Source organism: Streptomyces sp. NPDC045022 (assembly GCF_056432605.1).
This window is the reverse complement of record NZ_JBWKIR010000009.1, coordinates 66,959-90,259: the sequence shown is the minus strand read 5'-3', so window position 1 is coordinate 90,259 and position 23,301 is coordinate 66,959. Positions and strand designations below refer to the sequence as shown.

General features: G+C 72.3%; 21 protein-coding genes and 4 pseudogenes. 9 read left to right on the top strand and 16 right to left on the bottom strand.

Translation table 11 applies throughout. The features are described from left to right. Positions 1-25: 25 nt before the first annotated feature. The 8 genes from AC07C1_RS18115 to AC07C1_RS18080 form a co-directional block, all read right to left on the bottom strand. Positions 26-1,018, bottom strand: a complete 993-nt coding sequence (locus AC07C1_RS18115; RefSeq protein ID WP_478940075.1) for an N-acetylglucosamine kinase — start codon at positions 1,016-1,018, stop codon at positions 26-28. Continuing rightward, entirely contained in the window at positions 1,009-2,274 is a 1,266-nt protein-coding gene (locus AC07C1_RS18110; protein WP_478940073.1) for a 6-phospho-beta-glucosidase, read from the bottom strand. Before AC07C1_RS18110 ends, AC07C1_RS18115 begins: the two co-directional genes overlap by 10 nt. A gap of 7 nt (positions 2,275-2,281) precedes the next feature. Then, positions 2,282-3,178, bottom strand: coding sequence for a carbohydrate ABC transporter permease (locus AC07C1_RS18105; RefSeq protein ID WP_478940071.1), 897 nt, complete (start codon positions 3,176-3,178; stop codon positions 2,282-2,284). A 2-nt stretch (positions 3,179-3,180) separates the two neighbouring features. Further along, complete coding sequence (locus AC07C1_RS18100; RefSeq protein ID WP_478940069.1) at positions 3,181-4,122, bottom strand: carbohydrate ABC transporter permease; 942 nt, start codon at positions 4,120-4,122, stop codon at positions 3,181-3,183. A 3-nt stretch (positions 4,123-4,125) separates the two neighbouring features. Continuing rightward, positions 4,126-5,469, bottom strand: coding sequence for an ABC transporter substrate-binding protein (locus tag AC07C1_RS18095; protein ID WP_478940067.1), 1,344 nt, complete (start codon positions 5,467-5,469; stop codon positions 4,126-4,128). Between the two features lie 96 nt (positions 5,470-5,565). After that, positions 5,566-6,777 carry an ROK family transcriptional regulator gene (locus AC07C1_RS18090; protein WP_478940065.1) on the bottom strand — a complete coding sequence of 404 codons (1,212 nt, stop codon included), beginning with the start codon at positions 6,775-6,777 and terminating at the stop codon, positions 5,566-5,568. A 224-nt stretch (positions 6,778-7,001) separates the two neighbouring features. Beyond that, positions 7,002-7,829, bottom strand: coding sequence for a hypothetical protein (locus tag AC07C1_RS18085; protein WP_478940063.1), 828 nt, complete (start codon positions 7,827-7,829; stop codon positions 7,002-7,004). A 278-nt stretch (positions 7,830-8,107) separates the two neighbouring features. Further along, a complete protein-coding gene (locus AC07C1_RS18080) occupies positions 8,108-9,196 on the bottom strand; it encodes a mechanosensitive ion channel family protein (RefSeq protein WP_478940416.1) in 1,089 nt (362 codons plus the stop codon). A gap of 340 nt (positions 9,197-9,536) precedes the next feature. On the opposite strand from AC07C1_RS18080, the gene AC07C1_RS18075 reads away from it, so the two are divergent. Further along, entirely contained in the window at positions 9,537-10,073 is a 537-nt protein-coding gene (locus tag AC07C1_RS18075) for an HNH endonuclease (RefSeq protein WP_478940061.1), read from the top strand. 58 nt (positions 10,074-10,131) lie between these two features. Here AC07C1_RS18075 and AC07C1_RS18070 read toward each other — a convergent pair whose 3' ends face one another. Together AC07C1_RS18070 and AC07C1_RS18065 are read right to left on the bottom strand one after the other, a co-directional pair. Continuing rightward, positions 10,132-10,548 carry a hypothetical protein gene (locus AC07C1_RS18070; RefSeq protein WP_478940059.1) on the bottom strand — a complete coding sequence of 139 codons (417 nt, stop codon included), beginning with the start codon at positions 10,546-10,548 and terminating at the stop codon, positions 10,132-10,134. Continuing rightward, a pseudogene (locus AC07C1_RS18065) lies at positions 10,503-10,742 on the bottom strand (RNA polymerase sigma factor); the annotation flags it as partial. The pseudogene AC07C1_RS18065 and the gene AC07C1_RS18070, both read right to left, overlap by 46 nt. A gap of 234 nt (positions 10,743-10,976) precedes the next feature. Here AC07C1_RS18065 and AC07C1_RS18060 point away from each other — a divergent pair. The 3 genes from AC07C1_RS18060 to AC07C1_RS18050 all read left to right on the top strand — a co-directional run bounded on the left by AC07C1_RS18060 (position 10,977) and on the right by AC07C1_RS18050 (position 13,665). Next, positions 10,977-11,222: a hypothetical protein gene (locus tag AC07C1_RS18060; RefSeq protein ID WP_478940058.1), complete on the top strand. Its 246-nt coding sequence runs from the start codon at positions 10,977-10,979 to the stop codon at positions 11,220-11,222. Further along, positions 11,223-13,313, top strand: coding sequence for a 4-alpha-glucanotransferase (gene malQ, locus AC07C1_RS18055; protein ID WP_478940056.1), 2,091 nt, complete (start codon positions 11,223-11,225; stop codon positions 13,311-13,313). 76 nt (positions 13,314-13,389) lie between these two features. Continuing rightward, positions 13,390-13,665, top strand: coding sequence for a hypothetical protein (locus AC07C1_RS18050; RefSeq protein ID WP_478940055.1), 276 nt, complete (start codon positions 13,390-13,392; stop codon positions 13,663-13,665). Positions 13,666-13,969: 304 nt separating this feature from the next. Here AC07C1_RS18050 and AC07C1_RS18045 read toward each other — a convergent pair whose 3' ends face one another. Then, positions 13,970-14,467, bottom strand: coding sequence for a MarR family winged helix-turn-helix transcriptional regulator (locus AC07C1_RS18045; RefSeq protein WP_478940053.1), 498 nt, complete (start codon positions 14,465-14,467; stop codon positions 13,970-13,972). Positions 14,468-14,586: 119 nt separating this feature from the next. On the opposite strand from AC07C1_RS18045, the gene AC07C1_RS18040 reads away from it, so the two are divergent. Both AC07C1_RS18040 and AC07C1_RS18035 read left to right on the top strand, forming a co-directional pair. After that, positions 14,587-15,534 (top strand): EamA family transporter, encoded by a 948-nt coding sequence (locus AC07C1_RS18040; RefSeq protein ID WP_478940051.1) that lies wholly within the window; start codon positions 14,587-14,589, stop codon positions 15,532-15,534. 49 nt (positions 15,535-15,583) lie between these two features. Beyond that, positions 15,584-16,204, top strand: a pseudogene (locus AC07C1_RS18035) (DMT family transporter); the annotation flags it as partial. A gap of 58 nt (positions 16,205-16,262) precedes the next feature. On the opposite strand, the gene AC07C1_RS18030 reads toward AC07C1_RS18035, so the two are convergent. Further along, positions 16,263-16,748 (bottom strand): DUF1203 domain-containing protein, encoded by a 486-nt coding sequence (locus AC07C1_RS18030; RefSeq protein WP_478940049.1) that lies wholly within the window; start codon positions 16,746-16,748, stop codon positions 16,263-16,265. A 112-nt stretch (positions 16,749-16,860) separates the two neighbouring features. Between AC07C1_RS18030 and pepN the strand changes: the two genes are divergently transcribed. Further along, entirely contained in the window at positions 16,861-19,434 is a 2,574-nt protein-coding gene (pepN, locus tag AC07C1_RS18025) for an aminopeptidase N (protein ID WP_478940048.1), read from the top strand. 55 nt (positions 19,435-19,489) lie between these two features. Here the strand turns inward: pepN and AC07C1_RS18020 are convergent. From AC07C1_RS18020 to AC07C1_RS18005, 4 genes and pseudogenes are all read right to left on the bottom strand, one after another. Then, positions 19,490-19,924, bottom strand: a pseudogene (locus tag AC07C1_RS18020) (SDR family oxidoreductase); the annotation flags it as partial. 86 nt (positions 19,925-20,010) lie between these two features. Continuing rightward, on the bottom strand, positions 20,011-21,030 hold the full coding sequence (locus tag AC07C1_RS18015; RefSeq protein WP_478940046.1) for an aspartate-semialdehyde dehydrogenase: 1,020 nt from the start codon (positions 21,028-21,030) through the stop codon (positions 20,011-20,013). Between the two features lie 118 nt (positions 21,031-21,148). Continuing rightward, positions 21,149-21,442, bottom strand: coding sequence for a hypothetical protein (locus AC07C1_RS18010; RefSeq protein WP_478940045.1), 294 nt, complete (start codon positions 21,440-21,442; stop codon positions 21,149-21,151). After that, on the bottom strand, positions 21,439-21,873 hold the full coding sequence (locus tag AC07C1_RS18005; protein ID WP_478940044.1) for a TerD family protein: 435 nt from the start codon (positions 21,871-21,873) through the stop codon (positions 21,439-21,441). The genes AC07C1_RS18010 and AC07C1_RS18005 overlap by 4 nt, the downstream gene beginning before the upstream one ends. A 190-nt stretch (positions 21,874-22,063) precedes the next feature. Between AC07C1_RS18005 and AC07C1_RS18000 the strand changes: the two genes are divergently transcribed. Both AC07C1_RS18000 and AC07C1_RS17995 read left to right on the top strand, forming a co-directional pair. Then, a complete protein-coding gene (locus AC07C1_RS18000; protein WP_478940414.1) occupies positions 22,064-22,597 on the top strand; it encodes an RNA polymerase sigma factor in 534 nt (177 codons plus the stop codon). Position 22,598: 1 nt separating this feature from the next. Further along, positions 22,599-23,301, top strand: a pseudogene (locus AC07C1_RS17995) (hypothetical protein); the annotation flags it as partial.

Sequence of the window (23,301 nt, the reverse complement as noted above, 5' to 3'; positions counted from 1 at the left end):
CAGCGGATCGGTTCCGCTGCGCAGGTCACGCCCTCGCCGACTCCCAGTGGTCCCGCGCCCGCTCCTGCGCGTGCGCCCCCGCCCCCAGCCGGTCCAGGCCCAGCAGGGCCGCGCCCAGCACCGGTCCGGCCGTGACCACGCGGGCCCGGGCCTTCGGGGCGCGGGCGGACAGCAGCTCGCCGATGGCGTCGTTCAGCTGGGGGTGTCCGGCGGTCAGGACGCTGCCGCCCAGCAGCACCGGTGTCTCCTCGTCGAGGAGGTCCAGGCGGGTCAGGGCCACCGTGGCCATCACCGTGACCTCCTCCGCGAGCCGGGCGACCAGGGAGCGGGCCACCGCGTCGCCGTCGGCGGCCGTGGCGAACAGGACCGGGCTCAGCTCGTGCCGGCGGTCGTGCTCGATGTGCTCCAGGTGCAGGGCCTCGATGAGGGCGTACATGGTCGGCAGGCCGAAGTGCGCGGGCAGCGTGCGGGACAGGGCCGTCGGCTCGCCCCGGCCGTCCTCCGCGCGGGCGGCGTACCAGAGGGCCTCCTCGGCCAGGCCCCAGCCGCCGCCCCAGTCCCCGGAGATACGACCGATCGCCGGGAAGCGGGCGGTGCGGCCGTCGGGGCGCATGCCGACGCAGTTGATGCCCGCGCCGCAGACGACCGCGACGCCGCGCGGCTCGGCCACACCCGCGCGGAGGATCGCGAACGTGTCGTTGCGGACCTCCACCGACGGCCCCCACGCGCGCGCCCGCAGCGCGGTCGCCAACCGCTCCTCCTCCACCGGCAGATCGGCGTTGGCCAGGCAGGCCGAGACATGGGCGACCGACGTCACGCCGGCGTCGGCGAACGCCCGCGCGACGGGTTCGGCCAGCGCGTCGATCGCCGCCGCCACGCCCACCGCGGGCGGCCGGAAACCGCCGCCGCGGGCCGTGGCCAGGACCTGTCCGGCGGCGGTGACCACGGCCACGTCGGTCTTGCTGTTGCCCGCGTCGATGGCGAGGACACGCGCGGTCTCAGGTGCGGTCAGGCCCACGCCAGGTGCTCCCGGTTGTGTGCGATCAACTGGTCGGTGAGGGTCTCGGCGTACTCGTACTGGCCGATCAGCGGGTGGGCGAGGAGGGCGCGGAAGACCCGGTCCCGGCCGCCGCGCAGCGCCGCCTCCAGGGCCAGGTCCTCGTACGCGGTCACGTTCGCGACGAGACCCGCGAAGAGGGGGTCCAGGTCGGGGACCGGCAGCGGCGCGGGGCCCGTCGGGCCGACCGCCGCCTGCACCTCGATCACCGCGTCGTCGGGGAGGAAGGGCAGCGTGCCCTTGTTGAGGGTGTTCACCACCTGGTAGGGGCTGCCCCCGCCGCCCAGCAGGGCCGCCGCGAGGTCCACGGCCGCCTCCGAGTAGTAGGCGCCGCCCCGCCTGGCGAGCAGCGCCGGCTTCTCGTCCAGCAGGGGGTCGCCGTACATCGACAGCAGCTCGCGTTCCATGGCCGCCACTTCGGCGGCCCGGGAGGGCTTGGTCCGCAGTTCTCGGACGACCTCGTCGTGCGCGTAGTAGTAGCGCAGGTAGTAGGAGGGCACCACGCCCAGGCGGTCCAGGAGGGGGCGGGGGAGGCGGAGGTCGCCGGCGATCGCGTCACCGTGCCGGGCGAGCAGCTCGGGCAGGAGGTTCTCGCCCTCCGGGCCGCCCAGCCGCACGGCCGTCTCCCAGGTGAGGTGGTTGAGGCCGACGTGCGCGAGGTGGATGTCCGCGGGGGCCAGGCCCAGCAGGCCGGCGAACTTGCGCTGGAGGCCGATCGCCACGTTGCACAGACCCACCGCCCGGTGCCCGGCCTGGAGCAGGGCGCGGGTGACGATGCCGACCGGGTTGGTGAAGTCGATGATCCAGGCGCGCGGGTTGGCACGGCGGACGCGCTCGGCGATGTCCAGGACCACCGGGACCGTGCGCAACGCCTTGGCGAGGCCGCCGGCGCCGGTCGTCTCCTGGCCCACGCAGCCGCATTCCAGCGGCCAGGTCTCGTCCTGCTGACGGGCCGCCTGTCCGCCGACGCGCAGCTGGAGCAGCACGGCGTCGGCGCCCTCGACCGCCGCGTCCAGGTCCGGGGTCGTGACGATGCGGCCGTCGTGGCCCTGCCTGGCGAAGATACGGCGGGCCAGGCCGCCCACCAGTTCCAGGCGCTCGGCGGCCGGGTCCACCAGGACGAGTTCCTCGATGGGCAGGGAGTCCCTGAGGCGGGCGAAGCCGTCGATGAGTTCGGGGGTGTAGGTCGAGCCTCCGCCGACCACGGTGAGTTTCATGCTGGGTTCAACCCTTCACTCCAGTGAGCGTGACGCCCTCGACGAACGCCTTCTGGGCGAAGAAGAACACGAGGATCACGGGGGCCATGACCAGCACGGTGGCGGCCATGGTGAGGTTCCAGTCGGTGTGGTGGGCGCCCTTGAAGGACTCCAGGCCGTAACTGAGGGTCCAGGCGCCGGGGTTCTCGGACGCGTAGATCTGGGGACCGAAGTAGTCGTTCCAGGCGTAGAAGAACTGGAAGAGGGCCACCGCGGCGATGCCGGGCCTGGCCATCGGGAGGACGACCTTCAGGAGCGTGCGCAGGTCGCCGCAGCCGTCGACGCGCGCCGCGTCCAGGTACTCGTTCGGGATCGTCATCAGGAACTGGCGCAGCAGGAAGATCGAGAACGCGTCCCCGAACGCCATCGGGATGATCAGCGGCCACAGCGTGCCGGACAGGTCCAGCTGCTTCGCCCAGAACAGGTACATCGGGATGATGACCACCTGCGGGGGCAGCATCATCATCGAGATCACCAGCATGAGTGACAGATTGCGGCCTCGGAAGCGGAACTTGGCGAGCGCGTACGCCACCGGGATCGAGGACACCACCGTCAGGACGGTGCCGAGGCCGGCGTAGATCAGGGTGTTCTTCCACCAGGTCAGGAAGCCGGGCGTGGCGAAGACCTGCCGGTAGTTGCCCCACTCCCAGGTGTGCGGGATCAGGTCCCGGCTGAGCGCCTGGCTGTCGCTCATCAGCGAGGTCAGGAACACGAACACGAAGGGGAGCGTGAAGAACAGCGCGGCGGCGACGCCGAGGGAGTGGACCGCGACCCACTCCAGCAGGGCGCGGCGGCGGGCCGTGCGTTCGGCGCCGTACGACACCGGGGGCGCCGGCCGCACCGGCTTGTCCAGTACCTGGGTCATGGTCAGTCACCTGCCTGGATGAGTCCGCCGCGGCGCCGCATCAACAGCGCGGTGAACGCCATCGACAGGGCGAAGAGCACCAGGGCGACGACACACGCCGAGCCGTAGTCGAAGCGCTGGAAGCCGAGGTTGTAGACGAGCTGGGGGAGGGTGAGCGTGGACTTGTCCGGGTAGCCGGGCTCGAACTGGGTGCCGGCGCCCTGGATCACGCCCGAGGCGACCTTTCCCGCGATCAGTGGCTGTGTGTAGTACTGCATGGTCTGGATGACGCCGGTGACGACGGCGAACATCACGATCGGGGAGATGTTCGGGATCGTCACGTAGCGGAACCGCTGCCACGCCGAGGCGCCGTCCAGCTCGGCCGCCTCGTACTGCTCCGTGGGCACGTCCAGCAGCGCGGCCATGAAGATGACCATCAGGTCACCGATGCCCCACAGGGCCAGCAGGGTGAGGGCCGGCTTGGACCAGGCGGGGTCGTTGAACCAGCCCGGCGCCGGGACGCCCACCTTCTCCAGGAGCGAGTCGACCGGGCCGGTACCGGGGTTGAGCAGGAACGCGAAGGCCATCGTCGCCGCGACCGGCGGGGCCAGGTACGGCAGGTAGAACAGGGTGCGGAAGACGCCCGTACCCGTCTTGATCCTGGTGATGAGCAGCCCGATGCCGAGTCCGAAGACCACCCGGAGGGTCACCATGATCACGACCAGCCACAGGGTGTTGCGCAGGGCGGGCCAGAAGAGCGGGTAGTGCTCGAAGACGTAGGTCCAGTTCTGCGTGCCGCTCCATGTCGGCGGCCGGAAGCCGTCGTAGTGCATGAAGGAGAAATAGACGGTCGAGACCAGCGGGTACGCGAAGAAGACCGCGAAACCGATCAGCCAGGGCGACATGAAGGCGAGTGTCCGCAGTGCCGCCCGCCGGCGCTTCGATGTCAGAGTGACGGTACTCATGGGCTACTTCGCCTGCGCTATGTCCGTGTCGATCTGTGCGGCCGCCTTCTTCAGCCCGGCCTTCAGATCGGTGACCTTGCCGCTCTCGTAGTCGTAGCCGAACTGCTGGATCGTCACCAGGTAGACACCGCCGTTGATGGAGGCGGGCGTCGTGGTGGAGTGCGGGTCGGCGGCGATGTCCAGGAACGTCTTGAAACGCGGGTCGTACTTCAGCTTCGGGGATTTCAGCGCCGCCAGTGTGGAGGGCACGTTGTGGATGTCGTTGGCGAATGCGACCACCGCGTCCGTGTTCGTGGTCATGTACTTCACCAGTTCCCAGGCCGCGTTCTGCTTGTGGCTGCCGGCGGCGATGCCCGTGATGGTCCCGGTGATGTAGCCCTTGCCGTACTGGTCGGCCTCGTCGTCCGGTACGGGCAGCGGGGCGACGCCGATCTCGAACTCCGGCTTGGCCGCCACGGCCATGCCGAGCCGCCACTCCCCGTCGAGCTGCATGGCCACCTGACCGGTGTGGAAGGGGTGCTTGGGCCCCCACTCGTCGCCGAGGGTCGCCCGGAACCTCTCCAGCCTCCGGAATCCGCCGAGTTCGTCCACGAGCCTCTTCTGGAGGGTGAATCCCTTTTCGAAGGCCGGGTCCCCGGCGAGGTTCGACTTGCCGCCCTTGTCGAAGTAGGTCGGTGAGAACTGCGCGAAGTAGTGCTCGGTGGTGGACTCCCAGCCGTGGTAGTCCGGCATGAACCCGAGCTGCTTGTAGCTGTCGCCCTGGGCGATGGTCAGCTTCTTGGCGTCCGCCTCGAACGCGGACCAGGTCCTGGGCGGGTTCGCGATGCCCGCCTTCTTGAACGCCGTCTTGTTGTAGTAGAGCCCGTACGCGTCACCGAGCAGCGGGGCCGCGCAGCGGTTCCCGTCGAACCGGGTGTACTCGTTCATCGGTTTCGGGAACGTCGTCTCCGGGTCGATGCCCGACTTCTCGAAGAAGGGGTTGAGATCCACCAGCGCGCCCGAGGAGCAGAACCTGCCCACGTTGTTGGTGGTGAACGAGGAGATGACGTCCGGGGCCTTCCCGCCGCCGGCGCGCAGCGCCTGGTTGATCTTGTCATCGGTCATGTTGCCGACGATGTTCACGTGGATGTTGGGGTGCGCCTTCTCGAAGCCGGCGACCAGCGACTCGACCGCCTTCACCTCGTTGGGCGCGCTCCAGGCGTGCCAGAAGTTGATCGTCGTGTCCTTCGACGCGTCGTCCGTCGCGCCTGTACCGGCCTGGCCGGTACAGGCGGTGGCGAGCAGGGCCAGCGACGCGGTCAGGGCAAAAGCCGTCTTTCGGGCAAGGGAAGGTATGACTTCGGGCATGGCGAGGTCTCCCAGGGACGGGGTGGGTGAGAGGGGGAGGTGCTACCGGGGGTGCTGCCGAGGTGCTACCGGAGTGCTGCTGGGGTACGGCGGGGGTCAGCGCGAGGTGTCGAAGACCTCGTCGCGGGTGGTGGCGAGCGCGGACTCCAGCGCGCCGCGCAGTACGGGGTGTGGGCGGACGTCGCCGACGACCAGCCGGGGGCGGGCCGCCGCCAGCTCGGCCAGCTCGGCCTGGACGAGGGCGCGCAGCACCTCGCCGCCGGCCGTCAGTGCGGAGCCGCTGAGGACGACGAGTTCGGGGTCGAGGACGGAGACGAGTGAGGCGAGACCGGTGGCCAGCCGGGTCGCGTAGGTCTGGAGCAGCTCCCGGTAGGGGCCGCTCGCGTGATCGGCGGCCCGGGCCACCAGCTCCGCGGCGGCCTCGGCGTACGGCCCCGAGGGCACGTCCGCGATGCCGAGTTCGCGGGCCAGCCCGGGTACCGCCTGGGAGCCGGCCAGCTCCTGGTAGCCGCCGCTGTTGGCCTTGGTCACCTGGCGCACCAGGGGTGTGCCCGGTACCGGCAGGAAGCCGACCTCGCCGGCGCCGCCGGTCCAGCCGCGGTGCAGCCGGCCGCCGAGGACCAGGGCGGCGCCGAGGCCCTCCTGGTTCCACAGCAGCACGAAGTCCTCGTGGCCGCGGGCCGCGCCGAGCCGCTGTTCGGCGATGGCGACGAGGTTGACGTCGTTCTCGTACTCGACCGGCATCGGCAGTGCCGCCGCGAGTTCGTCGAGCAGCGCGGGAGAGTGCCAGCCGGGCAGATGGGAGGCGTAGCGCAGGCGCCCGGTGCCCGGGTCGAAGGCGCCCGGGGTGCCGATGACCAGCCGGTGCACATCGGGCCGGGCGAGCCCGGCGGCCTTCACGGCGCCGTCGAGCGCGTCGGTGACCTGCTGGACGACGGGCTGGGCCGGGCGCCGGCCGGGGGTGGGGAGTTCGAACTCGCCGACCGTGCGGCCGGTGACGTCGGCGACGGCGGCGCGGATGCGGTGCGGGGTGACATCGAGTCCGGCGGCGTACGCGGCACCGGGGTTGACCGCGTAGAGCTGGGCGTTGGGGCCCGGTCGGCCCTCGCTGGTGCCGGTGACGCGGACCAGCCCGGCCGCCTCCAGGCGGGCCAGCAGCTGGGAGGCGGTCGGCTTGGACAGGCCGGTGAGCTTGCCGATCCGGGTGCGCGACAGCGGCCCGTGCTCCAGCAGGAGGTCCAGCGCGGCACGGTCGTTCATGGCGCGCAGGACGCGCGGGGTGCCCGGCGTACCGGCGGTTCCTGCCATGGGGTCGACACCTGCCTTTCCAGCCGCCCAGCTTCTCAGTGACCTGCGCATGACGTCCAGCCTTGATCACCGGCCGCACGGAAGATCACTGTTAGGAAAGTTTCCTATTCGGGTGGGAGGAACGTAAGCCCAGGACGAAGGGGGCGTCAATAGACAACGCCCCCGAGGAACGGAGTCGTTATCCCGGGGGCGTGGCCGTGCGGGCGCGCGTGCGCCCGCGGTCACTACTTGACCGTCACGTGGTCACCGGCGGACGTCTTCGCGCCCGTGGTGGTCGTACCGGCGAAGACGAAGCGGTAGGTTCCGCTCTTGGTCGCCTTCACGGTGGTGGACAGGGCGCCCTGGGTGCCGGAGGTGATCGCCTTGACGTTCGCGTACGAGCCGCCGTCCGCCTTGAACTGCAGGACGACCTGCTGCCCCTGGTAGCCGAGGTACCTGCCGGTCGCCCAGTCGGCCCGGGTCAGCTTGCCCGTGACGGTGAGCGTCTTGCCCTTGACCGCGGGCTCGGGGGCGGCGTTCACGGTCAGCTGGGCGGCGCGCTGCACCTTGACGGAGGCGAGGTTGCCCCACGCGGTCACGTCGTTCTCGCTGTGCAGGTAGTCGTCCGAGACGGTCGTGTCGTTGTGCGCGTAGATGCCCGCCGCCTTCCACGTGGTGGCGTCGGCGGCCTCGAACAGCGACTCGTCCGGAGCGGCGACGATCTGCTCGGTGCAGCTCTCGGTGACCGTCGTGTCGGTCGTGGCGGTCGTCGTGCAGGTGGGCGGCGCGTCCGGGCCCAGGTCGTTGCCGGGCGACTTCAGCGTGCCGCGGTACAGGATCACCGCCTGGACGTTCTTCTCCTGGTCGATGACCAGGTCCTTGGGCCGGGTCAGGGTGTACGACACCGGCACGCTCACGGCCTTGGTGGTGCCGACCACGATCGCCTTGCCCTTGTTCACGGTCACGCCGGCGAACGTCAGGTCCGGGGCGCCGGCCGCCGAGGCGGCGGGCGCGGCCAGGCCGGCCAGGGCCAGGGCACCGGACAGGGCGGTGCCTGTGGCGAGCTTTCGCATGTTTCCCCACATTCGAAACGGGCCCCGGGGCGGCGTCGCGCTCCAGAACGAGGGCCCGATGTGGAGGTGACCCTAAAGGATCACCGAATGCGGAGGAGACGCGGGGTTCCTGTGGAGGTGATGCGCGTCGCCGTCTTGCCACGCGTGCGTCACGCGGAGGGTTCCGCTGGCCATGGGGCCCACATTGGGCGCCCCGGCGGAACGATGGGGCACCCGCGGCGCTTCCGGTGCCGGGATGCCCCACCTGTTCGCTCGAACGAGTGTGCTGAGCCGTTCCCCTACCTCGCCGGCGGAGCCGGGCGCTGGGTGGCGAGGGGGGTCGTCGCCGCGACCTGTGGGGAGTCCGAGTTGGCGTACGCCGAGGGCGCGGCGACCGCCGCCGTCGGGTCCGGACCGTCCTCCACGTCCTCCACCGCCGTGGCGCCGCCCACGATGCGGATGCTCGCCGCGTCGAACGCCCGCTTGACGCGCCAGCGCAACTCCCGCTCGACCGTCACCGACTTGCCCGGCATCGTCCTGGCCGAGATCCGGACCACCATGGAGTCGATCAGGACGGAGTCCAGGCCGAGCACCTCGATCGGGCTCCACAGCAGCTCGTTCCAGGGCTCTTCCTTGCTCATCTTCTCGGCGACCTCGTCCAGCGTGGCCTTGACCCGGTCCAGGTCCTCGCTCGCCTTCACGGTCACGTCGACCCCGGCGGTCGCCCAGCCCTGGGAGAGGTTGCCGATCCGCTTGACCTCGCCGTTGCGGACGTACCAGATCTCGCCGCTGTCGCCGCGCAGCTTGGTCACCCGCAGCCCGACCTCGATCACCTCGCCGGAGGCCACGCCCGCGTCGATCACGTCACCGACGCCGTACTGGTCCTCCAGGATCATGAACACGCCGGAGAGGAAGTCGGTGACCAGGTTCCGGGCGCCGAAACCGATCGCCACACCCGCAACACCGGCCGAGGCCAGCAGCGGCGCCAGGTTGATCTTGAAGGTGGACAGCACCATCAGCGCGGCCGTACCGAGGATCACGAAGCTGGCCACCGAGCGCAGCACCGAGCCGATCGCCGCCGCGCGCTGCCGACGCCGCTCGGCGTTGACCAGCAGGCCACCCAGCGCGGTGCCGTCCACGGCCTGCACGGTGCGGTTCATCCGGTCGATCAGCTTGGTGATCGCCCGCCGCACCGCCGCTCTGAGCGCGACCGCCACGACCACGACCAGCAGGATCTGCAGACCCATCGCGAGCCACGTCGACCAGTTCTGCTCGACCCAGCTCGCCGCGTTCGTCGCGCTCTCCTGTGCGTCCTGGAGCGTCGGCACGGCCGGAGCCGTCGAGCCCGAGGGGGACGGTGACGGGGACGGCGATGCACCGGCGGCCATGAGGGCGGCGGGCAAGGACGACACGGCAGGTACCTCCAAGGTGCTGCGCGGTCCGCACCGGCGGGCGGTCAAGGTCACGAAAAGGTCACCGGACGGACAGGACCACCACACTAACGGGGCATCGTGTGTGTCCCGCGCGGATCCGCCAAGGAGAGGCACAGGAGAGACAGGGCTCACCCTCGCTTGAACGGGCCATGATCCGGGGGAAGTATCGGGTGTGGTCGAAAACACTCCCAGCCCGTTACCGGGACATGGTGGCGCGTTCACCAGGCATGAGGGGAGACTGACTGCAGATCGTCCCGGCGCGAGCCACGCGCCGCCGACGCCCAAGGAGGCACCCGTGCCGCACGTCCTGGTCCTCAACGCGTCGTACGAGCCGCTCGGCGTCGTACCGCTTCGCCGCGCGCTCATCCTCGTCCTGGAGAACAAGGCCGTCTCGCTCGAGGAATCCGGCGCCTATATGCACAGCGCGACCGTCACAGTCCCCGCACCCAGCGTGGTCCGGCTCAAGCGATTCGTGCGGGTCCCCTATCGCGGGCCCGTTCCGCTCACCCGGCGGGCGCTCTTCGCGCGCGACGGGGGCCGGTGCATGTACTGCGGTGGCGTCGCAACCAGCGTCGACCACGTCATCCCGCGCAGCCGCGGGGGCAAACACGTCTGGGACAACGTGGTGGCTTCCTGCCGCCGCTGCAACCACGTGAAGGCCGACCGTCACCTGGTCGAGATCGGCTGGCGGCTGCGCCACAAACCCGCCCCACCCACCGGACTGGCCTGGCGCATCATCGGCACCGGCCACAGGGACCCGCGCTGGCTGCCCTACTTGCAGCCGTTCGGCGCGGACGACGCCCTGGCCCGAATCGACGGCATCTCCGCCTAGCCGATTCGGGCCGGTTGTGTGTCGGGGTGGCTGCGGTACGAAGCAGCCCCGTGCCGCTTCAGGTCGGCCGGCGCGCCCGGGAATCAGCCGCGAGGGCCTTCCGGGCGCGCGCCGGCACGGCGTACAGCGCGGCGCCCAGCGTGAACGCGGTCAGCGCAGCCGCCCAGGCGCCCGGTTGCGCACCCGGCTGCATCGGCCACGCCCAGACGCTGACCGCGCGGCCGCGCGCCCCCGACGAGGCCAGATACACCGCGGTGACATAGCCGAAGGCCGGCAGCCAGCTCAACCGCGCGCCGAGCAGCACGGCGGCCGCCGCCGTGACACCCGTGCATCCCAGCGTGTTGCGGATCACGGCCGGGGGCCCGAAGACCTCCGGATGCCCGAGCACCGCCGACGGCAGCAGCGCCGCAGCCGACGCGGTCAGCGTCCCCAGCCGCCGGCGCCCGCCCGGCGGTGCCCGGCCGCCGACCGCCACACCGCGACGAACGTGTCCTGCACCACCTCGCGCACGACCTCGGGGTCGGCACAGCGCCGCGTCAGCCGCGCGTGCAGCCATCCCGCGTGCCGGTCGCACAGGGCGGCCATCGCGGCCCCGTCCCCCGCGGCGACGGCCCGCAACAGCGCCGCGTCCCCGCCGGCACCGTCGTCCTTCTCCCGCTGGCCCCCCATGGGGCGGAACAGTCTCACAACCCCTCTATCGATCACCGGCGCGGTAGCGGATCACGGCCACTCCATCAGGTGCTCCGGCAGCGGTCGTGAGTGCCGACGCCATCACTGGGTAGGCCTGCCGTAACCCGTCACAGACCGCAGCACCCGATCCGCCGACGACCGCACCGATGATCCAGCGCGATCCACCACGATCGTCCGTGACACATCGATCACCCCACCGACAAGGAGTCCCCCGTGGCCGCACCGGCTCACCTTCCTCTCCCCGCCCAGTGGAAACCCGTGGCGGAGCAGTCCGCCGTGACCGACGCGGCGCTGCTGTACGTCTTCAGCGCCGAGAGCGCCTGCGCACAGGCGCCGCTGACCAGCGAGCCGCCGCTGCCCGATGCCGAGCCGCTGACCAGCGAGCCCCCGCTCGCCGAGACCGCCCCGCTGACCAGCGAGTCCGACCCCATCCCGGACTCCCTCGCGCTGGGGCTGTAGATGGCCGCGGCGCACGACGACGCGGAACCGCCCCGGACGTCCGGCCACGAGTTGTCGCGGCTCGCCGAGCTGCACGGGGTCGCCACCTCCTACAGCCCCGCGCCGGACCGTACCGTCGCGGTCCCCGCCTCCGCCGTGGTCGCCGCCCTGGCCGCCCTCGGCGTCGACGCGGGCACCCCGGACGCCGTACGCACCGCGCTCACCGAGCGGGAACGCGAACTGCGCGAGCGCCTGCTGCCGCCGACGGTGGTCCAGTGGACCGGCGCCGAGCCCCCGGCCGCCCTCGCCGCCCTGCCCGCCGGCACCCGGCTGTGTGTCGAGACCGAGGAGGGCGAAGAAAGGGACGGGACCACGGATCTCCCGCTCGGCGTCCACCGGCTGACCGCGCTCGCGCCCGACGGGCGGACCGGCCACGCCCACCTCGTCGTCGCCCCCGACCGGCTGCCCGCCCCGCCCGGACGCTCCTACGGCCTCCTCGTCCAGCTGTACTCCCTGCTCTCCCACCGCTCCTGGGGCATGGGCGACCTCGGCGACCTCGGCGAGCTGGCAGGCTGGGCCGGACGCACCGCCGGCGCCGGATTCGTCCAGGTCAACCCGTTGCACGCGGCCGTACCCGGCGCCCCCACCGACCCGTCCCCGTACCGGCCCTCCTCCCGCCGCTTCCCCGACCCCGTGCACCTGCGGATCGAGGAGATCCCCGAGTTCGCCCACGTCGAGGACCGCGAGCGTCTGGGCACCGTGCTGGAGCGGGCCGAGCGGCTGCGGTCCGCCGTCCTGGACAAGGGCGCCCTCATCGACCGGGACGCGGTGTGGGAACTGAAGCGCGAGGCGCTGGAGCTGGTCCTGGCCGTCCCCCTGGGCCCCGGCCGACAGGCCGCCTACGACGACTTCCGCGCCGCCCACGGCCAGGCCCTCGACGACCACGCCACCTGGTACGCCCTCGCCGAGATCCACGGCTCCGACTGGCACCGCTGGCCGGACGGGCTGCGCGACCCCCGCTCGGCCGCCACCGCGCGCGCCCGCACCGAACTCGCCGACCGCGTCGCCTTCCACACCCGCCTCGCCTGGCTCACCGACGGCCAGCTGCGCGCCGCCCAGCGCGCCGCCCGCGAGGCCGGCATGCCCGTCGGGATCGTGCACGACCTCGCCGTCGGCGTGCACCCCGTGGGCGCCGACGCCTGGGCGCAGCAGGACGTGTTCGCCGCCGGCACATCGGTCGGCGCCCCACCGGACGCCTTCAACGCCCGCGGCCAGGACTGGGGCCTGCCGCCCTGGCGCCCCGACCGGCTCGCCGCCTGCGGCCACGCCCCCTACCGCGACCTCCTGCGCGCCCTCTTCCGCTACGCCGGCGCGCTGCGCATCGACCACGTCATGGGCCTGTTCCGGCTGTGGTGGGTGCCCCAGGGCAGCCCGCCCACCGAGGGCACCTACGTCCGCTACGACGCCGACGCCATGCTCGCCCTCCTCGCCCTGGAGGCCACCCGCGCGGGAGCGGTCGTCATCGGCGAGGACCTGGGCACCGTCGAGCCCGGCGTGCGCGAGACGCTCCAGCGGCGCGGTGTGCTCGGTACCTCCGTGCTGTGGTTCGAACGGGACTGGGAGGGCGACGGGCACCCGCTGCCGCCCGAGCGCTGGCGCGCCGACTGCCTGGCCACCGCCACCACCCACGACCTGCCGCCCACCGCCGCCCGGCTCACCGGCGACCACGTCGACCTGCGCGACCGCCTCGGCCTGCTCACCCGTTCGGCGGCCGAGGAACGCGCCGAGGCCACCGCCGACGCCGCGGAGTGGCTCGCCCTGCTGGGCAGCCTCGGCCTGCTCGACAGCCCGGCGGCCGGACCGCCCGGCTCCGACGAGGAGGAGGAGATCCGCGCCGTCCACCGCTTCCTGCTGCGCACCCCGGCCCGGCTGATCGGCGTCTGGCTGCCGGACGGTGTGGGCGATCGCCGCCCGCAGAACCTGCCGGGCACATGGGACCAATATCCCAACTGGCGACTGCCGATCGCGGACCGGGAGGGCCGCCCGGTGCCGCTGGAGGAGCTGACGGCTTCACCTCGGCTGAGAGCACTGCTGGAGGTGCTGCGCGGATGACGGCCGGCCGGGCGCGGGCAGCTCATACGGCACCCCGGGCGCGCACCCGGCGGGGCGGTTCGCTAACTTGATTTCCGTGGACAAGAAGAACGCCCTGCGCGCCGGCGCCCTGGCCGCCGGTACGACGCTGATGATGCTGCTCATGTCGTCCCCCGCGCTCGCGCTGACCCGCGACGACGGCGACGACCCCGGCCCGGGCCTGAGCGTCATCCAGACGCTGGGTCTCTACGTGTTCCTCCCGGTGGCGCTGTTCGTGGTCATCGCCGGCCTGGTCATGGTGCTGGACAGGTCCCAGTCCAAGAAGGACGACACCTCGTCCAACATCAACGTCAGGTCCGAGGCCAAGGCCTGACCGGACCACGGTTCCTGTCGCCGGGGCGCCTGTCCTCCCGCCGGTACGCGCACACGCCGTACCGGGGTGAGGCCGGCGCCCTCGGTGTTTTCCGGGGGTGCGCCGATCAGGGGTGCGACGCGGTCGGTTGGCACTGCACGATCGGCCCCGGCCGCGCCACCAGTTCCGGTCGGCGGCGGCCGGTTCCTGCTGATCATGCCGCTCTGCGTGCTGATCACGCCGCTCTGCGCGGCGGGGCCCGGCCGGCCGTGACGCGCGGCCTCGGCCCCGCGAAGTGACGTCGGCCGGCTGACGTCCGGAGCGGCTAGCTCACGGTCGCGTCCAGCAGCTCCCGCAACACGTCGGCCAACTGGCCGGCCTGTTCGGCGGTCAGGGCGTTCATGGCGTCGCGCTGTTCGGCCAGGCCGGCGCCGACGGCCTCGTCGATCACCCGCAGGCCCTCCTCGGTGAGCGTCACCTGCAGGCCGCGCCGGTCGTGCGGGTCGGGGGAGCGGCGCAACAGCCCGGCCCGCTCCAGCTTGTCCAGACGGCCGGTCATGCCGCCGGTGGTGAGCATGAGGGTGGCCGACAGCTGGCGGGGGGAGAGGGTGTGCGGCTCGCCGGCCCGGCGCAGGGTGGCCAGCACGTCGAACTCGCCACGGGAGATGCCGTAGGGCTCGTACGCCTTCTCCATCCGGTCGCCCATGGCGCGCGCGAGCCGGAAGACGCGGCCGAAGACCTCCATCGCCCTGGTGTCGAGGTCGGGCCGCACCTGCGCCCACTGGTCGATGATCGCGTCCACGGGGTCCTTGCGCTGCTGCATGCGGTGAGTATCCGTCCGTCTCCGGTCGACCGCAAGACAGTTACTTGACCCTAAGTTGCTTAGTGCTAAGCTAATCAGCAGTGACCTAAGCTTGCCGCGAACCCCGAAGGGTGCTTCCCATGGCCGCCAGCCGCGCCACCCGCCCCGCCGTCCTGATCGCCGTCACCGCCCTCGCCCCCGTCTCCTGGGGCACCACCTACGCCGTCACCACCGAGTTCCTGCCGCCGGACCGCCCCCTGTTCACGGCCCTGATGCGAGCCCTGCCTGCCGGCCTGCTGCTGCTCGCCGTCACGCGGGTGCTGCCGCGCGGTGTCTGGTGGGCCAAGGCGGCCGTGCTGGGCGCGCTGAACATCGGCGCCTTCTTCCCGCTGCTGTTCGTGTCGGCGTACCGGCTGCCCGGCGGGATGGCCGCGGTCGTCGGCTCGGTCCAGCCGCTGTTCGTCGTCGGCCTGTCCGCGCTGCTGCTCGGACAGCGGCCGGCCACGCGCACGCTCGCCACCGGGATCACCGCCGCGTTCGGCGTCAGTCTCGTCGTACTCAAGGGGGCCGGCGCCCTGGACGCGGTCGGGGTGCTCGCGGCCGTCGCCTCCACCGCCTCCATGGCCACCGGGACGGTGCTGACCAAGCGGTGGGGGCGCCCCGACGGGGTCGGCCCGCTGGCCCTCACCGGCTGGCAGCTCACCGCGGGCGGCCTGCTCATCGCCCCGCTCGCCCTCCTGGTCGAAGGCGCCCCGCCCGCCCTCGACGGCCGGGCCGTCGGCGGCTACCTCTACCTCGCCCTGGCCAACACGGCCGTCGGCTACTGGCTCTGGTTCCGCGGCATCGGCCGGCTCACCGCCGTCCAGGTCGGCTTCCTCGGCCCGCTCTCCCCGCTGACCGCGGCCGTCGTCGGCTGGGCGGCCCTCGGTCAGGCGCTCACCCCCATGCAGGTGGCGGGCATGACGCTGGCGTTCGGGGCGATGCTGGCCGGACAGCTCGGAGGTGCCGGACGGCGATCGTTCAGCTCCTCTGAAAGGAACGGTCGAAAAGATTCGATGGACCTGACAGTTCCGGCGCTGCGACGGTAGGGACAGAACCCGCCCACCACCCAGCGAAAGGACCCCTGTGGCCGCCGTCCTGCACCGGACCACCGCCTCGACCCGCTCCGCCGCCCCGTCCCGCACGGCCGCCGGCCCCCTGCTCGGCCTCGCCTGCGCCGCCCTCGCCACGGTCGTCTGGTCCGGCAGCCTCGTCACCGCCCGAGGCCTGCACGACAGCGTCCCGCCCGTCCAGCAGGCCTTCTGGCGCTGGGTGATCGCGCTGATCGCCGTCGCCCCGTTCGGCGCGCGGCAGGCCTGGCGGCAGCGGGCGCTGCTCCGGCGGTACCTCGGGTTCGCCCTCCTGGCCTCGCTGCTCGGCGTCGCGCTCTACAACACGCTCGTCAACCAGGCCGGGGTGACCACCCAGGCCGCCACAATAGGCATGATCATGGCCGCCTCCCCGGTGCTGATGGCGGTCTTCGAGCGGCTGGGCGGCGTACGGCTCGGCACACGGCGCACCACCGGGCTGCTCGTCGCCTGGGCGGGCGTGGCGCTGCTCGTGGGAGGCGGCGGCGCGGCCTTCTCAGCCGGTGACCTGTGGATGCTCGCCGCCGCCTGCTGCTTCGCCGGCTACAGCGCGCTGCTGCGCCGCCGGCCCGCCGAACTCGGCGGCACCGGTTTCCTGTTCACCACCTTCCTGGTGGGCACCGTCATGCTGCGCGGCTCCCGCCGCTTGCGGGAAAGCCGACCACGCGCGAGCGTGTGACGGACGCGCCCTACTGGTCCCGCCGCACCTCGTACAGAAAGCACCCGTACTCCACCGCCCGCACGTGCAGCAGCGCCACCTCCGGGTCGGCGAAGGCCTCCGTGAAGGCCGGCTGGAAGCCGGACGGGTCCTCGACCAGGCGGCCGCCGAGAATGCGGCCGTCGGCCGAGTAGCGGCGGACCGTGCGGTGGGCGCCGGTGCCGCGGAAGGGCAGGGCGTCGCCGTCCGGGCCGGGGCAGGCCTCGGCGTGGACGAAGACCGGGCCCTGCTCGTCGTAGGCACCGGGATCGACACCCGCCTCGGCCGCCCAGCGGCGCAGCGGCGCGTACGCGACCAGGGCGATCCGCTCGCCCGGCGCGCTGCGGCGCAGACAGCAGCGCAGCGGTGCCCCGCCGTCGTCATCGGTGAACGGCCGCAGCGGGCGGCCGGCGTCGTCGGCGGTGCGCAGCTCCTCCAGGGCCCCGGCCGTGACGGGGCGTGCGGTGTAGGTCGTCATGCCCCCAGCGTCCCGCCGCGCCGCCACGCTCACCGGCGGGAACCGGACATCGCGTTCCCCGTAGGTGCCATGGAAGGATGGCGCGACCCACACATAACGAGGAGATGACCGCGTGCCTGGCACAAACCTGACTCGCGAAGAGGCACAGCAGCGGGCGGAGCTGCTCACCGTTGACTCGTACGAGATCGATCTCGACCTCTCCGGCGCGCAGGAGGGCGGTACCTACCGGTCCGTGACCACGGTGCGCTTCGACGTCGCGCGTGACGGCGCGGCGTCGTTCATCGACCTGGTGGCGCCGGCCGTCCACGAGGTGGTCCTCAACGGCGACCACCTGGACCCGGCCGAGCTCTTCGAGGACTCCCGGATCGCCCTGCCGGGGCTGCTGGAGGGGCGCAACGTCCTGCGGGTCGTCGCCGACTGCGCCTACACCAACACCGGCGAGGGCCTGCACCGCTTCGTCGACCCGGTCGACGAGCAGGCCTACCTCTACACCCAGTTCGAGGTCCCCGACGCCCGCCGCGTCTTCGCCTCCTTCGAGCAGCCGGACCTGAAGGCCACCTTCCGGTTCACCGTGAAGGCGCCCGAGGGCTGGACCGTCGTATCCAACTCGCCGACGCCGGAGCCGAAGGGCAACGTCTGGAGCTTCGAGCCGACGCCGCGCATCTCGACGTACATCACGGCGCTCATCGTCGGCCCGTACCACTCGGTGCACAGCGTGTACGAGAAGGACGGGCAGTCCGTGCCGCTCGGCATCTACTGCCGGCCCTCGCTCGCCGAGTTCCTGGACTCGGACGCGATCTTCGAGGTGACCCGGCAGGGCTTCGACTGGTTCCAGGAGAAGTTCGACCACCCGTACCCGTTCGGGAAGTACGACCAGCTCTTCGTGCCCGAGTTCAACGCGGGCGCGATGGAGAACGCGGGCGCGGTCACCATCCGTGACCAGTACGTCTTCCGGTCCAAGGTGACCGACGCGGCGTACGAGGTGCGCGCGGAGACGATCCTGCACGAGCTTGCCCACATGTGGTTCGGCGACCTGGTCACCATGGAGTGGTGGAACGACCTGTGGCTGAACGAGTCGTTCGCCACCTACACCTCCATCGCCTGCCAGGCCGCCGCGCCCGGCTCGAGGTGGCCGCACTCGTGGACCACGTTCGCCAACTCGATGAAGACCTGGGCGTACCGGCAGGACCAGCTGCCGTCCACGCACCCGATCATGGCCGACATCCGCGACCTGGACGACGTGCTCGTCAACTTCGACGGCATCACCTACGCCAAGGGCGCGAGCGTGCTCAAGCAGCTCGTGGCGTACGTCGGCGAGGACGAGTTCTTCAAGGGCGTGCAGGCCTACTTCAAGCGGCACGCCTTCGGCAACACGCGCCTGTCGGACCTGCTGGGTGCCCTGGAGGAGACCTCCGGCCGCGACCTGAAGACCTGGTCGAAGAAGTGGCTCGAGACCGCCGGCATCAACATCCTGCGGCCCGAGATCGCCACCGGCGCCGACGGGGCCATCACGTCCTTCGCCGTCCGCCAGGAGGCCCCCGCCCTGCCCACCGGCGCCAAGGGTGCGCCGACCCTGCGCCCGCACCGCATCGCGATCGGCCTGTACGACCTCGACGCCGGCTCCGGCAAGCTGGTGCGCACCGACCGGATCGAGCTGGACGTCGACGGCGAGCTGACCGCCGTACCGCAGCTGACCGGCAAGCGCCGCCCCGCGGTCGTCCTGCTCAACGACGACGACCTCTCCTACGCCAAGGTCCGCCTGGACGAGGAGTCGCTGAGGACCGTCACCGAGCACCTCGGCGACTTCGAGGCGTCCCTGCCCCGCGCCCTGTGCTGGGCGTCGGCGTGGGACATGACGCGGGACGCCGAGCTGGCCACCCGCGACTACCTCTCCCTCGTCCTGTCCGGCATCGGCAAGGAGTCGGACATCGGCGTCGTGCAGTCCCTGCACCGCCAGGTCAAGCTGGCGATCGACCTGTACGCCGACCCGGCCGCCCGCGAGTCCCTGCTGACCCGGTGGACCGATGCCACGCTCGCCCACCTGCGCGCGGCCGAGCCGGGCGGCGACCACCAGCTGGCCTGGGCGCGGGCGTTCGCGGCGACCGCGCGCACCCCCGAGCAGCTGGACCTGCTGGAGGGCCTGCTGGACGGCACGCAGACCGTCGAGGGCCTGGCCGTGGACACGGAACTGCGCTGGGCGTTCGTGCAGCGGCTCGCGGCGGTCGGCCGGTTCGACGAGGCGGAGATCGCGGGCGAGTACGAGCGGGACAGGACGGCGGCCGGTGAGCGGCACGCGGCCACCGCCCGCGCGGCCCGTCCCACGGCGGAGGCCAAGGCGGAGGCGTGGGCGTCGGTCGTCGAGTCCGACAAGCTCCCCAACGCCGTCCAGGAGGCCGTGATCGGCGGCTTCGTGCAGACCGACCAGCGCGAGCTGCTGGAGCCCTACGGGGACCGGTACTTCGAGGTCCTCAAGGGTGTCTGGGACTCCCGTTCGCACGAGATCGCCCAGCAGATCGCCATCGGCCTGTACCCGTCGGTCCAGGTCTCCGAGGAGACCCTGGCCAAGACGGACGCCTGGCTGTCCTCCGCCGAGCCGAACGCGGCCCTGCGCCGCCTCGTCTCGGAGTCCCGCTCGGGCGTCGAGCGCGCCCTGAAGGCCCAGGCGGCGGACGCGGCGGCCCAGTAGTTCGTACGAGGACGAGGGCGCCCCGCGATGTGCCGGGCGCCCTCTCTTCACGCACTCAGCGCGGGACCATCCCGCCGGTCACGTTGACGAAGGTGCCGGTGATGCCGGCCGCGTGGTCGGAGGCCAGGAAGACCGCGGTGGCCGCGACCTCGGCGAGGGTGGGGTTGCGGCGGGTCATGCGCATCCCGGCGAGGCCGGCGATGATGCCCCGGACGGCGGCGGCGTCGATGGCCGGGTTGACCGCGGCGAGCTTCTCGTGGGTGAGCGTCTCCGGTACCCCGGCCGCCCACAGGCCCACCGCCCGCACCCCGCGCGGCCCCAGCTCGACGGCGAGGTTCCGCACGAGCGTGTCGGTGGCCGCGTCGGCCGGGCCGGTGCCGCCCATCATCGGACTGCCGTGCGCGGAGCCGCTGTTGAGGGTGAGGATCACGCCGGAGCCCCGTTCGGCCATGCGGCGGGCGGCGGCGCGGGCGGTGAGGAAGTTGGCGCGGACGCCGTTGATCACCGGCCGCAGGAAGTCGTCGACGGCCGAAGGGGCGGCCACGCGAACGTGACCGCCCCTCGCGTACCGGCGGGTTACTTGGCGGACAGCTCCGCCGCCACCAGCTCCGCGATCTGCACCGCGTTCAGCGCGGCGCCCTTGCGGAGGTTGTCGTTGGAGATGAACAGGGCCAGGCCGTTGTCCACCGTCTCGTCGCGGCGGATACGGCCGACGTACGACGGGTCCTGGCCGGCCGCCTGCAGCGGGGTCGGGATCTCGGAGAGGGCGACGCCCGGGGCCTTCGCGAGCAGCTCGGTGGCACGCTCGGGAGAGATCGGGCGGGCGAAACGGGCGTTGACCTGGAGGGAGTGGCCCGAGAAAACGGGGACGCGCACGCAGGTGCCGGAGACCTTCAGCCCCGGGATCTCCAGGATCTTGCGGGACTCGTTGCGCAGCTTCTGCTCCTCGTCGGTCTCGTTCAGACCGTCGTCGACGATGCTGCCCGCGAGGGGGAGCACGTTGAAGGCGATGGGGCGCTTGTACACCTGCGGCTCGGGGAAGTCGACCGCCGCGCCGTCGTGGGTGAGCTTGTCGGCCTCGGCGGCCACCTTCTGCACCTGGCCGTGCAGCTCTGCCACGCCCGCCAGACCGGAACCGGACACCGCCTGGTAGGTGGCGACGATCAGCGCCTCCAGACCGGCCTCCTCGTGCAGCGCCTTCAGCACCGGCATGGCGGCCATGGTGGTGCAGTTCGGGTTGGCGATGATGCCCTTGGGGCGGTCGGCGATCGCGTGCGGGTTCACCTCGGAGACGACCAGCGGGACCTCGGGGTCCTTGCGCCAGGCGGAGGAGTTGTCGATCACGACGGCACCCTGGGAGGCGACCTTCTCGGCCAGCGCCTTGGAGGTGGCGCCGCCCGCGGAGAAGAGCACGATGTCGAGGCCGGTGTAGTCGGCGGTCGCCGCGTCCTCCACCGTCACGCCGTCCAGCACCGACCCGGCCGAGCGGGCCGAGGCGAACAGGCGCAGCTGGGTGACCGGGAAGTTCCGCTCCACGAGGATCCCGCGCATGACCGTGCCGACCTGACCGGTGGCTCCGACGATTCCTACCTTCACCGCGACTCCTCTGCGTGACGTGCGTGTGCGTGCCCGGGCGGCCGGGACCCTTCCATCATGCGGGGGACCCCGGCCGGTGTGTCCAATCGTTTGCCCAGGGTATGGACGGGAACTCTGGTCAGCCGGGCATCTCGATCACCCACTCGCCGATCGCCCGGACGTGGAGGATTCCCTCCGAGACGCGGTACGGGCCGGAAGTTGCGGTCACTTCGTGCCGGGGGAACAGGTTTTCGTCCAGCTGGAAGAGGTGCTGGATGCCGCCCGTGGAGACGAACGACACCTCGGTCTCCGGACCGGTGTGACGTACGACTCCGTATCCGGTGCCCTGGGTCCGCCTGCCGAGCACGGGCGCGTCACCGACCGGTACCGGTTCGAGCCGCCGGCTCGTGTTCTCCGGGGCGCTGACGATCACGAAGCAGGAGCCGCCCTGATCGCCCCGGACGGGAAGCCCTCGACCGGGCCGGTGATCCGCGGCGCCTCCTCTTCGGGCAGCAGCCGCAGACTCCACTCGCCCGAGTGCTTGACCCGCACGGACCGCTCAGCGGCGCCCGAGCCGAACGTCAGGCCCACGCCGCGGGTCCCGTTGGTGTAGCGGCGGCGGGACGTTCGGGCAGATACCGGGGTTGTACGTCCAGGCGGTGGCGGACGACGGCACCACTCGGCGAACTGCCCGCCGCCCTGTGCGACACCCGCGTGCCGGACGGTGCCGGACGGGTGCACGGGCTGGTTGTGGAAGACGAGGTCCGCGTCTCCCCGTACCCGGCCCGACGCGTCCAGGAGCAGCGCGGACGCGTCCACGGCCGGCGTGCCGGGGACGGTGCTGCGGCCGACCGTGACCCGCAAGGGTGCCTGTCGGAACAGGGGTGTTGGCGCCTTTGGTGATGTGCGTCCTGGGGGTCATTGGGGTCATGGGGTCATGGGGTCAGTGGAGACAATGTGAAGAAAAGATCGACGAGGAGATTCCGGAAACCGGTTCGAACGTTTCCGCCCCCACTCGCGTCATAGGGGAAACGCGGCGAGGAGAGGGGTGGCTGTGCTGCGCGGAAGGACCCGCCGCGGCCAGGGGGGAGACCACGGGGTCGACGATCCGCTGGACGCGGCCCAGGAACGCCGGGTGCGCGCGGTGCTCGCGCTCGGCGGGGTGCCGCAGTCGGACCTGCCGGACGGGGTGCAGCAGGTCCGGCTGCGGCTGTTGGAGCGGACCGCGAGCGGCCGCCAGGCACCGCGGGACGTGTCGGCGTGGGCGGCGGTGGTCGCATCGAACCTCGCCATGGACTGGCACCGGGCCAAGCGGCGCCAGGAACGGCTGGGGGAGCGGCTGGCGGCGCTGCGCGAGCCCGTGCACCCCTCCGGCGAGGAGACCAGCCTGCTCTCCCTCGCCGTCGCCCGGGGCCTGGACGAACTGCCCGCCGCCCAGCGGCAGGTGCTCGTCCTGCGTTTCTTCGCCGACCTGCCGGTGCGGGGCATCGCCACGGAGCTGGGCATTCCCGAGGGCACGGTCAAGAGCAGGCTGCACACGGCGGTCCGCGCCCTGCGCGAGCGGCTGCACGAGGACGAGGTGGTGTGACGTGACCGCCGAACACGAGGGCCCGGACGGCGTGGCCCGCGACGGCATGGACGCCCTGATGGCGGCGATCACCGGGGACCCCCTCCCCGAGGACGCCCGCCGGGACCCGGCCTTCCGCACCGCGCACCGGGCGGCCGAGGCCGACATGGCGGTGCTGAGGGAGCAGCTGACCTGGCTGGCGGAGGCGCTGACCGGGGAGCCGCAGAGCACGGCCGAGGAGCCCGCGCCCCCGGCGGGAGCAGACCTGCGGCGTCCTGCTGCGCAGGCACCGGCGCCCGGGGAGGGACCCGCGGCCCCGTCGGCGCCTGATGAGGAAGCCGCGCCCCCGGCCGGGACAAGTCGGCGGCGCCCCGCTGCGCAGGCACCGGCGCCCGGGGAGGAGGCCGCGCCCGGGGAGCCCGCGTCCCCGGCGGGAGCAGATCTGCGGTGTCCTGCTTCGGAGTCATCGGCGCCCGGGCAGGGGCCCGCGCCCGGGGAGCCCACGCCCCCGGCGGGAGCAGATCTGCGGCGTGCTTCGGAGGCACCGGCGCCCGGTGAGGAAGCGTCGCCCCCGGCCGGGACAAGTCGGCGGCGCCCCGCTGCGCAGGCACCGGCGCCCGGGGAGGAGGCCGCGCCCGGGGAGCCCACGCCCCCGGCGGGAGCAGATCTGCGGCGTGCTTCGGAGGCACCGGCGCCCGGTGAGGAAGCGTCGCCCCCGGCCGGGC

Bases quoted from the DNA above. Each gene is read 5' to 3' on its own strand.
- AC07C1_RS18080 (WP_478940416.1), bottom strand. From the start codon at position 9,196: ATGGCCGCCGGTGCATCGCCGTCCCCGTCACCGTCCCCCTCGGGCTCG.
- AC07C1_RS18105 (WP_478940071.1), bottom strand. From the start codon at position 3,178: ATGACCCAGGTACTGGACAAGCCGGTGCGGCCGGCGCCCCCGGTGTCG.
- AC07C1_RS18090 (WP_478940065.1), bottom strand. From the start codon at position 6,777: ATGGCAGGAACCGCCGGTACGCCGGGCACCCCGCGCGTCCTGCGCGCC.
- AC07C1_RS18085 (WP_478940063.1), bottom strand. From the start codon at position 7,829: ATGCGAAAGCTCGCCACAGGCACCGCCCTGTCCGGTGCCCTGGCCCTG.
- AC07C1_RS18100 (WP_478940069.1), bottom strand. From the start codon at position 4,122: ATGAGTACCGTCACTCTGACATCGAAGCGCCGGCGGGCGGCACTGCGG.
- AC07C1_RS18040 (WP_478940051.1), top strand. From the start codon at position 14,587: ATGGCCGCCAGCCGCGCCACCCGCCCCGCCGTCCTGATCGCCGTCACC.
- AC07C1_RS18030 (WP_478940049.1), bottom strand. From the start codon at position 16,748: ATGACGACCTACACCGCACGCCCCGTCACGGCCGGGGCCCTGGAGGAG.
- malQ (WP_478940056.1), top strand. From the start codon at position 11,223: ATGGCCGCGGCGCACGACGACGCGGAACCGCCCCGGACGTCCGGCCAC.
- AC07C1_RS18045 (WP_478940053.1), bottom strand. From the start codon at position 14,467: ATGCAGCAGCGCAAGGACCCCGTGGACGCGATCATCGACCAGTGGGCG.
- AC07C1_RS18095 (WP_478940067.1), bottom strand. From the start codon at position 5,469: ATGCCCGAAGTCATACCTTCCCTTGCCCGAAAGACGGCTTTTGCCCTG.
- AC07C1_RS18110 (WP_478940073.1), bottom strand. From the start codon at position 2,274: ATGAAACTCACCGTGGTCGGCGGAGGCTCGACCTACACCCCCGAACTC.